The organism is Streptomyces sp. NPDC097617 (genome assembly GCF_044761485.1).
Taxonomy (GTDB): domain Bacteria; phylum Actinomycetota; class Actinomycetes; order Streptomycetales; family Streptomycetaceae; genus Streptomyces.
The window spans coordinates 1-13118 of the sequence record NZ_JBIWCL010000043.1; the positions used below are offsets into that span (position 1 = coordinate 1).

The 13118-nt window shown below is 68.8% G+C and carries 17 protein-coding genes and 1 pseudogene; 13 read left to right on the plus strand and 5 right to left on the minus strand.

The features are described from left to right. A pseudogene (locus ACIQZO_RS38580) lies at positions 1 to 242 on the minus strand (aminopeptidase P family protein); the annotation flags it as partial. A 185-nt stretch (positions 243 to 427) separates the two neighbouring features. Here ACIQZO_RS38580 and ACIQZO_RS38585 point away from each other — a divergent pair. Next, the gene (locus ACIQZO_RS38585; RefSeq protein WP_403635829.1) at positions 428 to 706 is read left to right on the plus strand and encodes a hypothetical protein; all 279 of its coding nucleotides are present in this window, start codon (positions 428 to 430) and stop codon (positions 704 to 706) included. Here ACIQZO_RS38585 and ACIQZO_RS38590 read toward each other — a convergent pair. Next, positions 700 to 1164: a MarR family winged helix-turn-helix transcriptional regulator gene (locus tag ACIQZO_RS38590; RefSeq protein ID WP_403635831.1), complete on the minus strand. Its 465-nt coding sequence runs from the start codon at positions 1162 to 1164 to the stop codon at positions 700 to 702. The genes ACIQZO_RS38585 and ACIQZO_RS38590 overlap by 7 nt on opposite strands. Before the next feature lie 128 nt (positions 1165 to 1292). Between ACIQZO_RS38590 and ACIQZO_RS38595 the strand changes: the two genes are divergently transcribed. Further along, the gene (locus ACIQZO_RS38595) at positions 1293 to 1895 is read left to right on the plus strand and encodes an SgcJ/EcaC family oxidoreductase (protein WP_403635833.1); all 603 of its coding nucleotides are present in this window, start codon (positions 1293 to 1295) and stop codon (positions 1893 to 1895) included. A gap of 290 nt (positions 1896 to 2185) precedes the next feature. Here the strand turns inward: ACIQZO_RS38595 and ACIQZO_RS38600 are convergent, their stop codons facing one another. From ACIQZO_RS38600 to ACIQZO_RS38610, 3 genes are all read right to left on the minus strand, one after another. After that, positions 2186 to 2692 carry a hypothetical protein gene (locus tag ACIQZO_RS38600; RefSeq protein ID WP_403635835.1) on the minus strand — a complete coding sequence of 169 codons (507 nt, stop codon included), beginning with the start codon at positions 2690 to 2692 and terminating at the stop codon, positions 2186 to 2188. A gap of 378 nt (positions 2693 to 3070) precedes the next feature. Next, positions 3071 to 3730, minus strand: coding sequence for a YdcF family protein (locus ACIQZO_RS38605; RefSeq protein WP_403635837.1), 660 nt, complete (start codon positions 3728 to 3730; stop codon positions 3071 to 3073). Next, positions 3727 to 4518: a GntR family transcriptional regulator gene (locus ACIQZO_RS38610; RefSeq protein ID WP_403635839.1), complete on the minus strand. Its 792-nt coding sequence runs from the start codon at positions 4516 to 4518 to the stop codon at positions 3727 to 3729. Before ACIQZO_RS38610 ends, ACIQZO_RS38605 begins: the two co-directional genes overlap by 4 nt. A 233-nt stretch (positions 4519 to 4751) precedes the next feature. On the opposite strand from ACIQZO_RS38610, the gene ACIQZO_RS38615 reads away from it, so the two are divergent. The 11 genes from ACIQZO_RS38615 to ACIQZO_RS38665 all read left to right on the plus strand — a co-directional run bounded on the left by ACIQZO_RS38615 (position 4752) and on the right by ACIQZO_RS38665 (position 12888). Next, positions 4752 to 5021, plus strand: a complete 270-nt coding sequence (locus tag ACIQZO_RS38615; RefSeq protein ID WP_403635842.1) for a DUF6284 family protein — start codon at positions 4752 to 4754, stop codon at positions 5019 to 5021. Further along, positions 5018 to 5344: a DUF6303 family protein gene (locus ACIQZO_RS38620; protein WP_403635844.1), complete on the plus strand. Its 327-nt coding sequence runs from the start codon at positions 5018 to 5020 to the stop codon at positions 5342 to 5344. Before ACIQZO_RS38615 ends, ACIQZO_RS38620 begins: the two co-directional genes overlap by 4 nt. Next, on the plus strand, positions 5341 to 5502 hold the full coding sequence (locus ACIQZO_RS38625; protein WP_403635846.1) for a hypothetical protein: 162 nt from the start codon (positions 5341 to 5343) through the stop codon (positions 5500 to 5502). Before ACIQZO_RS38620 ends, ACIQZO_RS38625 begins: the two co-directional genes overlap by 4 nt. Continuing rightward, on the plus strand, positions 5499 to 6341 hold the full coding sequence (locus ACIQZO_RS38630) for a DUF2637 domain-containing protein (protein WP_403635848.1): 843 nt from the start codon (positions 5499 to 5501) through the stop codon (positions 6339 to 6341). Before ACIQZO_RS38625 ends, ACIQZO_RS38630 begins: the two co-directional genes overlap by 4 nt. 65 nt (positions 6342 to 6406) lie before the next feature. Further along, positions 6407 to 6952, plus strand: a complete 546-nt coding sequence (locus ACIQZO_RS38635; RefSeq protein ID WP_403635901.1) for a DNA cytosine methyltransferase — start codon at positions 6407 to 6409, stop codon at positions 6950 to 6952. Between the two features lie 226 nt (positions 6953 to 7178). Further along, positions 7179 to 7343 (plus strand): hypothetical protein, encoded by a 165-nt coding sequence (locus ACIQZO_RS38640; RefSeq protein ID WP_403635850.1) that lies wholly within the window; start codon positions 7179 to 7181, stop codon positions 7341 to 7343. Between the two features lie 16 nt (positions 7344 to 7359). Beyond that, the gene (locus ACIQZO_RS38645) at positions 7360 to 7734 is read left to right on the plus strand and encodes a DUF6251 family protein (RefSeq protein WP_403635852.1); all 375 of its coding nucleotides are present in this window, start codon (positions 7360 to 7362) and stop codon (positions 7732 to 7734) included. A gap of 75 nt (positions 7735 to 7809) precedes the next feature. After that, positions 7810 to 8040: a DUF6257 family protein gene (locus ACIQZO_RS38650; protein ID WP_403635854.1), complete on the plus strand. Its 231-nt coding sequence runs from the start codon at positions 7810 to 7812 to the stop codon at positions 8038 to 8040. A gap of 92 nt (positions 8041 to 8132) precedes the next feature. Then, complete coding sequence (locus ACIQZO_RS38655; protein ID WP_403635856.1) at positions 8133 to 10250, plus strand: cell division protein FtsK; 2118 nt, start codon at positions 8133 to 8135, stop codon at positions 10248 to 10250. A gap of 277 nt (positions 10251 to 10527) precedes the next feature. Then, positions 10528 to 11412: a DNA primase gene (locus ACIQZO_RS38660; RefSeq protein ID WP_403635858.1), complete on the plus strand. Its 885-nt coding sequence runs from the start codon at positions 10528 to 10530 to the stop codon at positions 11410 to 11412. A 3-nt stretch (positions 11413 to 11415) separates the two neighbouring features. Further along, the gene (locus ACIQZO_RS38665) at positions 11416 to 12888 is read left to right on the plus strand and encodes an ATP-binding protein (RefSeq protein WP_403635860.1); all 1473 of its coding nucleotides are present in this window, start codon (positions 11416 to 11418) and stop codon (positions 12886 to 12888) included. The last annotated feature ends 230 nt before the right edge of the window (positions 12889 to 13118 follow it).

The following is a 13118-nucleotide window of genomic DNA, read 5'->3' on the forward strand; positions in this document are numbered from 1 at the left end:
GCGCGGAAGGGGTACTCGGTGTCGTTCGAGCGGGTCTTCAGCCGTCCCGCGGGGACGACCAGACGCTCACCCGGGAAGCGCCGGGACAGCGCGTCGCGGCGGGCGAGGGTGCGCGCGGCCTGGGGTATGGGCCGCAGATCGTGCAGCTCGGTGTCGGCCCAGCCGGTGCGCATGTTCTCTGCGAGCTCCTCGGAGACGCCCCGGGGCACTCCGCTCTTCGATTCCTCGGCGGTCTCTGCCACGGTTCCCCCTCATTGAGCGACGGCTGTCCGGCCCGCATCTTAGGACCGGGTCAGCAGGCCCGTCAGGAGCGTTTCGGCTGCCCGGAGTCGCCGCCCGCGGTCGATGGCCAAAACCTCACCGCCCGAGCCGTCGCGCGTTCCCGTGGCTACGCTGGTGGTGAAGGGGTACTCCGGGAGGCGATCTCATGCGTCGGCGCCATCACTTCCACATCGACCACAACGGGCACTCGGTGAGCGCCACGGTCCAGACCGGGCACACCGCCGTCGTGGAGGTACTGGTCGACGGCAAGGAGACCGGACACGCCACGACGCACCACGATCACCCGGTGACTGTGCACGTCGAGCTGCCGACGGACCCGCCGATCCAGGTCTCGGTACGTGCGACACCCGGCCCGGGCCTGCCCCGCTGCATGTTCGAGGCCCCGGCCATCGAGCCGCACATCATGTCCCCCCGCCCCTACTGACGGCGCTCCTGGGTCGCGGCCCGGATCTCCTCCGTTGCCTCGCGGAAGGCGGGGGCCGCCCGCCTGAAGTAGTCGAAGAGCAGTTCCTGTTCCTCCGGTGAGTACCCGGCGAGCACCTCGCCGATCCGCTTGCGGGCCGGGCCCACGGCGGCCTCGACCCCCGCGAGCGCGCCGGGCACGGCCTCGACCACGACCTTGCGCCGGTCGCTCGGGTCGGCGGTCCGGCGTACGTAGCCGGCCCGTTCCAACCGGTCGATCAGCCGTGTCGTCGCCCCCGTGGTGAGCCCCGTCCCGGCCGCGAGCTCGCCGGAGGTGAGCCCGCCGACCAGGGTGATGCGGCTGAGCGCGTACCACTCGGACGCCTGGAGGCCGGCCGCCTCGGCGCCCGCCATGCCGTGCAATCCCACGGCGTCGACGTAGTCCCGAAAGACCGCCCGCCGGTCGTCCTGCTCCGCCATCGTGAGACCTCTCCCCTTGTTATTTATCTGCACGCGTGCAGATAATGCACGTGTGCAGTTGTTGCGTCAGTGTAATCAACGCGGCTGCGGCCGTCATCCGCTCGCACCCGCCGACCGAGAGGCACCCCGTGAACACCAAGACCCTCAAGCGCGCCGCCTTCGTCACCGCCGGCCTCCTCGCCCTCGGCGCGGGCGGCGCGTACCTCTACCTCGACACCACCTCGGACATCCGCCGCACCGGCACGGAGGCCTGCGCCGACGTCATACCGGTGGGCGCGAACCGCGCCGACGGCGAGGCCGTCTGCGCCACCATCGAGGCCCTCACCGCCGCTTGGGCCCGCGGCGACGCGGACGCGTACGGCCGCCAGTTCACCGAGAACGCCACCTACACCACCTACGTCGGCAGCCACTACGAGGGCCGTGCCGACATCACCGAAGGCCACCGCGCGCTCTTCAAGGACTTCGTCAAAGGCACCGAACTCGCGGCGACCTACCTCGACCTGCGCTTCCTCGGCGCGGACGCCGCCATCCTGACCGGCCGCGGCGACGACTACACGGGCTCCAGGCCCGCGCCCGCCGAGCTCTCGAAGGTCCAGACGTACACCCTGGTCCGCGACACCGACGGCACCTGGCGCATCGCGGCCTTCCACAACACGCAGCGCCGCAACGTGATGGAGCGCTTCTCCTTCCTCTACTCACCCGCGACGGCCCCGCAGGCGGAAAGAGGGTGACCCCACAAACGCAGGAAGGGCCCGATCCGTACTGCGGATCAAGCCCTCTACCTGGTCTTACGAAGTCGGGGTGGCGGGATTTGAACCCACGACCTCTTCGTCCCGAAGCATTCCGGGTCGACGGGCGAACTGCCCATTCTACCGTGCTGACCTGCGACGAAGTCCCGTGACCGTCCGTGGACGTCCGCCAGCCTCCCCACCGGTTGTCACTCAGTTAGACACTCGCCACCAGGGGCTCACCCACGGCCAGGTGGGTCTGTACGCGCCTGATGCCAACGGACCACGCCACTTCACATCGTCTTACAGCACCCGCCGTACCTGTCGCAGTCGTAATAGCCCCAACCCCTGAGCATTTCATTACAGGTCGGGCAAATCATTAGAAATGTTGGATTAGCTTGCAGGAAAGTTGAATTTTTCATATCGAAGATTGACTTAACCGCATCCAGCCCATGTTCACGGATTCCTTGTTGCAAGAATTCGAATCCGCCATACGTGTGTCCGTTCGCGCATTTGGTGCGACTGAATCGGAAATCGTGTACTTCGACATCCAATTCCGACTTGATCTTAGACTTTTCTTCGTCGGATACCACTGTCATGTTGGCGGATTCGATCCGCTCCGGCGTCCAGTACCAAGCCTTGACCTCTTTAGCTTGATCCATGGTCAGATAGAAGGATGCAGGCTTCCCGCTAGTGATGGCCTCCTTCACGATCTCTACGACGCTGCACTCCTCTGCTGAGATCACAGCCTTTCCGCTGCCCACGATCGTGTCGATGTCATTCACAAGTGACTGCCCCATGGAGTGCTCCTTCAGAGGTGAAATAGCCTTTGTCTCTGCCTGAGTACTGCATATATGATCTGGGTTCCATCTGCACGTAGGCGCATCGCCCTGTCACTGAGCCGGCGTAAGTTGAGGGTAGGGGTTTGGTCATTGCTGACTGTTCGTTCTCGCGGCATATGAGCGGCAAATATGGGTGGATGCCGCACGCAGAACTCCTTTGCGTGGCTGCCTAAAGCCGTGGAGCCGACTGCCTCGGCGGCAGCAGGTGTCTCCTATTTCATGCCGCAGCCGCGAGCGGCCCGCCGGGGCGAAGACAGGAGGCCGCGCCGCAGAGGCGACGCGAGCCCGCGCCGTGCGCGGGCCTTGCCGACGGAGGGCAACTTTTGCCGCAGCGGCTTATGCCGCAGGAGAGGCGACCAGCCTGCTTGTGAAGCCGTAGTTGCACAAGCGCTGGTAGGCGGCCAGCACGGGAACCGGTACAGGCATGTGGACCATGAACCCCTGATCCGGGTAAAGCTGGAGCCGCTGGAGGGCGCCGACGAGCATGTCGATGACGAGCTTCGGATCGCTGATGGAATCGACGTACTCCGTGAACGTCATCGGGGTGGACGCGCTGATGACCTCCACCTCCGGCCAGAGCTTCCGTGCTGTCGCGTACGCGCGCCGCTCTTCGTATGGCTTGCTGATCAGCAGTACGGATTCGATGGGGCGGCCGGCGTCCTCCAGCAGGGCCCTGGTCAGCCGGATGTTCTCACCGGTGTTGCGGGCGTTGGGCTCTACGAGGACATCCTCAGGCGGGACGCCAAGCTCCAACGCCCGCTCGCGGTAGTGCACCGCCTCCCCGCGCGGCATCCGGGCGCGGGTCGTGGGGCTGGTGGCGCCCGTGAAGACGATCAGGGGCGCCATGCCGCGTTGGTACAGGTCGACCGTCGTGTCAGCCACGCCGAGGTCGTGGCTGCCGAGGCCGACCGCGACTGAGCAGGGGCGCGGCTCGTGGTGCATCTGGTGGAAGTCCCAGATGAGTTCCGCGTCCGCCCACGCCTGCTCAGAGATCACTGCTGTTCGCCACCCTCGGCCGAGTCCGGGACTTTGAACTCATACTCCCAGGCGAAGCGCGAGGCGGCGTGTACCCCTATGGCGAACTCGACGACCGTTCCGTCTGCGGTGTACGTCGTACGGTGCAGCTCCACCACGGGCTCGCCCGTCGGCAGCTTGAGGAGCTTGACCTCGTCGGCCGTGGGGACACGCGCGAAGATGCGTTCCTTCATGTGGTCGATCTCGTATCCGGCGTCGTAGAGGACCCGGAAGCCGCCGCCGCGGCCTGCCGGCCCGGGCGTGGGGTCCACGATGCGCGTGCCCTCGACGTGCTCGGGCCGGTAGTAGCTGGTCAAGGTGTGCGTAGGCTGCTCGCCTTCCTTCACCAAGCGGGCCCGCGCGTATACCTGAGCGCCTGCGGGCAGCCCGTGGGCCTCGGCCACCGGTGCCGGAGCCCTCATGAGGTTCACGGACTGGGTCTGTTCCCCGCGCTGGTAGGCGCGGCCTGAGGCGACTCGGTCAGCAATGAACGCGACCTCGTCCGCGTCGCGCCACTTTGCCTTGTCGTAGCGGCTGATTCCGATGCGCTTAAGGGGCGTCTGTGCGCGGACCATCGTCCCTACGCCGCGCGATGACGTGACGAGCCCCTTGGCCTCAAGGGCTTTGTAGGCGGCGTGGACGGTCGCCTTGGAGCCTTCGCCAGCCTCTACGAGCTCGCGGATCTGAGGCAATAGCTGGCCAGGGGTGTAGTCGCCGTTCTTGATCTGCTCGGCCAGCCTGTCGGCCAGCTCTCGCCACTTCGGTGCCACCGGGCACTCCTCTCGACTTAGTCAGCTTCCCACAGTCCTAGGACATTGACAGTCCTAGGATTGGAGTGTCATGGTCTACCTCAACGGCGAACAGTCCTAGGACAAGCCGTCTCTAGGGCGTCCGCTCGCCCAAGTGCGTGCTGTCCCTGCTGCACCCCAACGCAGTGCAGCCCCGGTGCTGGAACACCGGGGCTGCTGTTGGGTCCCGTTCCTCTACCGAAGGAGCAAGACCCGTGAAGTCCATCGCTGCACTTCAGTACCGTGTTACCCCGTGGTCCGACGGCCTGGAGCCGTCGGACGCCGAGCTGGACGCGATCGAGCAGGAGCTGCCGCTGATCCTGGCGCGCGTCGACCTGCTCGACGCGCAGATCATGACGATCGACCGGACCCCGACCGAGGTCGACGAGCGTCGGATCCGCCGGGCCCGCAACCGGGTGCTGGCGGCCCGGCGGGACCTGGCCAACCGCACCGCCGGATCCACGGGCTCGGGGGATGCGGCATGAGCAAGCAGATCTTCGGAGCACAGCTCTCCCTGCGCTGCTGCGGCACGACGGCCCCGGAGCGGACGGCCGGCCCGTGCTGGCAGCTGTACGTGGCCACGATGGGGCTGGTCGGCGAGTGGCCCACCTTCACCTGGCCGACCACCACCGAGGTCCCGACCGTCGACCAGCGCCAGGCCGCTTTGGCGGACCTCGGTTTCGTCTTCGCCGAGGGCGCTGAGTGGGAGTGGACGGAGCACACCGGCCCGGACTACCACCCGCACCCGACGCGGGTGCTCCTCCTGGGCGCGGTGAAGGTCCGGCCGCTGGAAATCGGTGCGGCATGAGGATCCTCCGGAAGCTCTTCACCACCCGGCCGGCCGTCGAGCCCACGCTGGCGCCTCTCACCGGCGGGCAGGCGGAGCCGGACCTGGGGGACGACGGGATGGGCGAGTCGTGGGTGTGGGAGCCGGGCGACCTCGACGACGAGGAGGTCGACCGGTGAACCGCACAGCCAAGACGCTCCTCGTCCTCGCCCTGGTGACCGTGGTCGGCATGGCGTTCCGGGTCTCCTGGAACGCGCTGCGGGACGTGGCCCGTGCGATCGGCGCGGACGGTACGGCAGCGACGCTGTACCCGTTCGTGGTCGACGGCCTGATGGCCCTCGCCCTGGTCGCCGCTCTCGTCCTCACCGACGACGCCCGCAGGTTCGCCCTGCGGGTCCTCGCCGCGTACACGCTCGCGTCGCTCGTCCTGAACTACGTTCACGGGCTCCTGCCCGAGCTGCACACCGCGTCGGTCGACTGGACCCGACTGGCCAACTGGGATCCGGCGAACTGGGCACTCGTGCTGCTGGCGACGTCGCTTCCGGTCGGGTCGATCTACTTCGGCTCCGACCTCGTGGCGAAGGTCCTGCACCACCGACCGGCCGCCAACCCGATCAGTAGCGAATCAACCCAGACTGTCGTAAATCGGTCTACGTCTGACCTTGAGGAACCCGCAATCGAGCGGCCTGTCCCGGTGCCCGTGCTGGAGGCGGCCCCGGTCGAGCTGGTCGATCCGATCGAGGTGCGGCCAGCGGTGGCCGTGGCGGCCGAGCATCCGCCGGTCCGGCGGGCGACAGGTCGGGTGCCGGTGGCGGCCCGATCGGCCCGCCCGGTCCGCACACCGGAGGAGTTGCTTGCCGAGGCGCGGTCGATCACGGAGGCGTGGCCGGTCGAGGATCTGACGGGTGAGCGGATCCGCAAGGCGTTGCGTACGTCCCCGGCGAAGGCTCGGGTTCTGCGCGAGGCGCTCAAGGCCGAGCGGGCGAACGACGCGGCTGCCGCCGGGGTGCCAGCGTGAACGGACTTCGGATCGGATCTTTGTGTACCGGTTACGGCGGCCTGGACATGGCCGTCCAGACCGTGATGGACGGGAAGCCGGTGTGGGTCGCGGACAACGACCCGGGCGCGTCCCGCATCCTCGCGCACCGCTTCCCCGGCGCGCCGAACCTGGGGGATCTGACCGCTGTCGACTGGCAACGGGTGGAGCCGGTGGACGTGGTGTGCGGCGGGTATCCGTGCCAGCCGTTCAGCTCCGCCGGCCTACGGAAGGGAACTGCGGATGACCGGCACATCTGGCCCCACATCGCCCGTGCCCTTGGCGTTCTTCGACCCCGCTACGCGGTCTTTGAGAACGTCGCAGGACACCTTTCCCTCGGGTTCGACACCGTCCTCGCCGACCTTGCCGCCCTCGGGGTCGAATGCGCGGTGGCGCACTCTTCGCGCATCGGACGTCGGCGCCGCCCACCAGCGCAACCGGCTCTTCCTCCTCGCCTGGCCTGCCGACGCCCAGGGCCAGGGACGCCAAGGGCCGCGGCTACCCGGACGGCCTGCCGACCGTCGCCTCACTGCTGCCCACCCCGTCGACGTCGGAGGCGACCGGCACGGGACACGCGGCGCGGGGCGGGATGAACCTGCGTCACGCCGTCTCCCTGCTGCCGACGCCCAGGGCGACGGACGGCAGCAAGGGCGGACCGAACCAGCGGGGCAGCAAGGGGGACCTGACACTCTCCTCAGCCGCCCACCGGATTGGGGCCCCTACGCCGCCGTCGCTCGGTGGGAAGCCGTCATCGGACGGTCCGCTCCCGGGCCAGTTGACTCTCTGGGACGACTGAACCCGCACCTGGTCGAGTGGCTGATGGGCCTGCCCGCCGGCCACGTCACCGACGTGCCGGGCCTGTCCCGGACGGCCCAGCTCAAAGCACTCGGCAACGGCGTCGTCCCCCAACAGGCCACCACCGCACTTCGCTCCCTGCTCACCGACGCCGCAGGCACCGCCCGGTTTCTGGCCGCCGCGAGCTGACTTGAAGGAGACACCCGTGGAATCCCTTCCCGAGCTGCCGCGCGTGGCTCAACTCACCGACGGCACCTACGTCTACACCCAACCCGCAGCGGTCCCGGCCACGTTCCAGGGCCCGCAGGTCGTGCACCAGCACATCCATCAGGCAGGCCCGGACCGCACCGTCCAACGCATCGCTCTCGGTTCCGGAGTCGGCGCCGGAGCGGTCGCGGCTGGCGTCTACTTCGGCCCCCTCCTCGTGGGGGTGCTCACCGCGATCGCCGCGAACATCGCGGTGCTCGCCTTCCTCGCCCTCGTTCTCGGCTGGGGCGTCCACACGGTTGTGAAGTCGATCGGCAGCCCGCACGGTACGGCGGCCGTGAAGAACGTGCGCAAGGCCCGCCGCCGTCGCTGACGGCTGCCCGATCCACCCGCCCTCGTGCGGGTGGTGAGGGGAGCCGGACAGACCGGTCCCGGAAGGAGTCCAGTGATGGGCAAGGACCCGAAGTTCACCGCCAAGGAGACCGCGCAGCTCGGCTGGTACATCGGCCGGATGGCCAAGCGCGGGATCGCCGGAGAGAACGTCTACCAGGGCGACCTGGAGCGCAAGGTCGACCGAATCATCGACGGCGCCCGCGAACGCGAGACCCGTGAGGCCGCAGAGGCGGCAGCAGCCGAGAAGGCCGCCCGCAAGGCCCGCGCCAAGAACCACCGCAAGTAGCTGTGCCCCTGGGGCGGCCGCCCTCTCGCCAAAGAATGCTGGCCGCCCCGGGCTCCACTTCCCGCCTCTCGACGAGACCCGGAGGTCTCATCATGTCCCAGTCCGTTCCGGACGCGTCCGTGCACAGCCTGGATGAGCACCGCGCTGCGAAGGACGCCGCGGCCACCCCGACACAGCCCGACCTCGAGGCGTCGGCCGAGGTTGAGGCGGTGGATCGGCCGGACAATCCGCTGGCCGACTGGCTCACCGTCCCCGACGCGCCGTTGCTGCCGGTGTGGGCCCGCTCGTGGAAGTCCATCAACGCCAACGTCACCGCGCTCGGACGCCTTACGTGGTGGCACTCTCGCTATCACTCGATCCGCGTTCCCAAGTACCTGATCAAGACGGTGCTGTTGGCGTGCCGGGGCTTCTACCGGGCCGCAAAGGGCTTGTGGCCGACCCTGTCCGCGCAGGATCACTCCGCCACGGTGAAGGCCCTTCGTGCCCAGACTCGCGTCAAGCCCGAGGACGTGGACTTGGCGGCCCGGCATCAGGCGGCCCACGCCGCCCGGACGCACGCACGGCGGTGGCGGTTCGGTGCCGCCGCCACGGCGGTGGCCACGGCAGCGGTGGGGATCGCGCTGGCCGATCCGCTGGTGCAGACCGGTATCGCCAGTGCGATCTTCGCCCCGCTCGCCTACCTCGGCCGGGGCGAGGAGACCCGGCTGCTGGATCAGGCGGTGCCGCCGCTGCGGGTGGACATGTCCGCGCAGCAGCTCAACGAGGCCCTGCGGGCCGCCGGCCTCATCAAGCAGGGCAAGGGCGACGACGAAGGGCCCAAGGTGTCCTGCGTCATGGGCCCGGTCCGCGACGGACGCGGCTGGGCCGTGGTCTTCGACCTTCCCCGTGGCGGTGGAAAGACGGCTTCCGACGTGCTGGCCAAGCGGGAGGTCCTCGCGCAGGAACTGGGTGTCGACGAGATCCAGATTGTCATGTCCCGTGTCCGCGCCGCCCAGGGCGGCAACGCTGGCCGGGTCTCGATGTGGGTCGCCGATGATGACCCCTACTTGGCCGACCCGACCCCGTCGCCGCTGGAGAAGATGGAGCGGTTCTCGATCTGGGACCCGATCCCGTTCGGGCAGGACGCCCGGGGCACGCGGGTGTCGGTGCCGGTCGTGTGGCAGTCGATGTTCTTCGGCGGCCTGCCCCGCCGGGGCAAGACGTTCACACAGCGGCTGCTGACGGCGGCCGGGCTGCTCGATCCGTGGGTGCGGCACTACGTGGCCGACTTCAAGGGCGGGCAGGACTGGATGCAGATGCGCCAGGTCGCCCACCGCCTCGTCCTCGGCGCGGAGGACGACGCGATCGCCGCGTTCAAGACCATGCTCCAAGAGCTCCTGACCGAGATGGAACGCCGGTTCGCGATCCTGCGCGAGCTGCCCACCTCGATCTGCCCCGAGGGTAAGCTCACCCCGGCCATCGTCGAGAAGTACAAGATGCCGTTCATCCTCTTCACCGTCGACGAGCTGCAGGAAGCCTTCCTCGCCCTCGGCGACGAGAAGGAACGCAAGGCCGTCATCGACGACATGGCCCGCATCGCCCGACGCGGACCGGCCGCCGGCTTCATCTCCAACTACGCCAGCCAGCGCCCCGACGCCGAGAGCGTGCCGACGAAGCTGCGGGAGATCATCACCATCCGCGCCTGCACCCAGGTCACCGACCAGACCTCTTCGGACATGGTCCTGGGCAAGGGCAAGGCGTCCATGGGCGCGGACGCGTCGGTGCTGTCGGAGGACCACAAGGGTGTCGTCGTCCTGGTCACCGGTCCGGCGTCGTTCGCCACCGTCAAGAACGACCTGCTGACCACGGCCGCGTTCAACGCCATGTGCGCCAAGGGCCGCACCATGCGCAAGGACATCGGGCAGCTCACCGGCGACGCCGCCGGCTACCTCGCCACCGCGGCCGCCGAGAACGGCTTCCGCATCCCGCCGATCCTCTCCGATGTCCTCGAGGTCATGCAGCACTCCCCGCGCATGTACACCCGTGACCTCATCGACCGCCTCGTGAACCTCGACGAGGACACCTACGGCGACTTCGACGCCGAGGTCCTCGCCAAGGAACTCGACGCGGCCGGCGTCAAGCGCACCAGCAAGCAGGTCAAGATCAACGGCGTCAACGGCGCCGGGTACCAGCGCCGCGACATCGAAGGCGCCGTACCCGTCACCGCCTGACCCGGTAGCGGGGCCCCGCCCTACCCACCCCGTACCGAACGCCCCGGAACCTCCACGCCGGGCTCCTGCCTCAGGGGCCCGGAAGTAGCGGGGCCTCTTTACCCCGGTAGCGGGGGCGGTAATGGGCTCTGACCTGCAAGGTAACGCCGGTAGAGGGGCCCTGCCAGGCTCCTCGAAACCCGCTCCGCACCCCCCAAAAGCACAGGGCGGCCCCGTCTCGGCAAAGTCCGGGCCGCCCTGCACCCCAGCACGCTGACAGCAACTGGAGGACTCCAGCATGACCCACCCCACCGACATCCCGCGAGACCCCACACGAGCCGCCTTACCCGCCCACCTGCGGACCGCGCTCCAGCTCGCCGAACTCGGCCTGCCCGCGATGCCGCTGCGGGAGGGCAAGCTTCCGTTCGGGAACTGCCGAACCTGTAACGACTCGGCGTGCGGGGGCCGGCCCCACATGCTGGCCGCCGGCCCCTGCGAGTGCCCCGCCCCCTGCCACGGGTGGGGCGCCGCCACCACCGACCCGGACATCCTCACCTCCCCCGAGTGGGCCAGGGCATGGAGGCAGGCCGCGGCCGTCGCCTACCACCCCGGCGGCGGCGCACTCACCGTCGTGGATCTCGACAACCCGGGCGCGATCGCGTGGGCCCGCGAGACCCTCCCCGCCACCAAGATGGTGACCACGACCCGTGGGGAGCACTGGATCTATCTCGGCACCATGACCTCCCACAACGGCGTACGGCCCGGCGTGGACATCAAGTCCGCGTGGTCCTACGCCCGCTGGCTCGGCCCCGGCACCGGACGCATGGCTCTGCTGCCCGATGCCGTGCGCGCGCTCGCCGTGAAGGAGGTCACCGTGGCCGCGCCGGCCCCGGCCACGGTCGTGGTGCCCGTACGGCCCGGGGATGCGGTGTGCCGTCATCGCTCGCCCGCCTACCTGGAGCGCGGGATTGCCATGGGCGAGCAGCGCATCACCGAGGCCGCCAGCGTGATCCACGCCACGGTGTACCGGACGTTCCTCGCGGTGCTGTCCGCGCACGGCTGGTGCGGCTGCCTCACCGAGAACCACATCGGCCGACTGTTCACCGCCGCGCAGGCCAAGGGCGAGTCCCCGCGGCACTGCGAGATCGCCTGGACCAACGCCCGCATGAAGCTGGGGATGTAGCCCGTGACCGAGGACGAGAAGACTCCAGCCCGCGAAGTCATCACCGACTACGCGCAGGCCCAATTCCGGTACTTCCGCACCGCTGACGGGACCGTATACGCGCAGAAGAACGGCCACCCCGTGGCCCGCCCGATCCGCTCCCAGGGGACGACCGGCAGCCACCGTCAGGAACTCATGGTCGGCCTGTTCAACGACGGGCTCGGCGTTTTCAACGGGACCGCGCTCAAGGAGGCGTTGGACTTGATCGAAGCACTCGCGCTCAGCCAGGAAGTGCAGGCCACCCACATCCGCGTAGCTCCGGGATTCGACGGCGCGACCTGGCTCGACATGGGCCGGGACGATGGCAAGTCGATCCGCATCCACCCCACCGGCTGGGACATCCTCACCCCCGACCCGCAAGAGGTGTGCTGGCGGCGCACGCAGCTCACCGGCGAACTCCCCCTCCCCGAGAAGGACACCGACGGCAAGGGCATCGACGCTCTGCTGAGGCTGTGCAACTTCGCCAACGCCGAGAGCGAGTGCCTCGCCGTGGCGTGGCTGATCGGCTGCCTGGAGCCGTCCGTACCCGTCCCTGCACCGTTCCTCACCGGCCCCCAGGGTGCCGGGAAGTCCACCGCCGGCCGGATGCTCGTCCGGATCATCGAGGGTTTGACCGGCGACCTGCGTCGCGCACCCAAGGACGAGGAGAACCTGATCACGGCCGTCGCCGCCGGATGGGTCACCGCCCTCGACAACCTTTCCCACCTGCCCCCGGACCTCTCCGACCTGATGTGCTGCATCGTCACCGGGGCTGAGACGGTCAAGCGTGCGCTGTTCACCGACGGCGACGTCGTTCGCTCCCGCTATCGCCGGCCGCTGCTCCTGACCGGCATCGACGTCGGCGTCATCCGTCCCGACCTCGCCGAACGGCTCCTCCCCCTGCGCCTGGTACGCCCCCGGGTCCGACGGACCGAGGCGGAGCTGTGGGCGGAGTACGCGCAGGTGCTGCCCGTCATGCTCGGGTCTCTCCTCGACCTCGCGGTCACGGTGCGGGCCGCACAGGCGTATATCCCCGCCGACCTGCGGATGGCGGACTTCGCCCACCTTTGCGCCCAGCTCGACGCTGCCACCGGCCTCGGCACGCTGGGCGCCTACCGGGCTGCCCTCGACGACCTCAACGACGACGTCATCGAAGGCGACCTCCTCGCACAGACCGTCCTCAAGCACGCCGCCGGCACCGCCCCGGGCGAGGAAATCCGTCTGACCTCGACCGAGTGGCTGCACGCCCTCACCCAGCTCTACACCGGCGAGGACTGTCGCCCCCTGCCCAAGGGGTGGCCCACCACAGGAAAGGTTTTCTCCGACCGCCTCAAGCGGCTCCAACCGACCCTCGCTGCCCGCGGCGTACTCGTCGACTGGGGCCGCACCAAGACCGCGCGCTACATCGAGATGATCCGCCCGGCCACAACGCTGGAACAACCGGACCCGATGTTCTGACCCACGCGCCGAACCGTCGCCCGCACAAGCAAGAGGAGCACCCGGCCCCGGGATGCGGGGCGTGCTCCTCTTGTTGTTCCGGCGGCTTGCCGCCGCTGCAAAGGACGTGCCGCGCAGCGGCTCCCACTTCGCGTTCTAAGGCGCGCACCACAACAGACACCACCCTTCTCTTTTTCCTAAGAGAAGAGACGCTGCGTCACCCACGTCACCACGGCCCACGAAACCGCCCA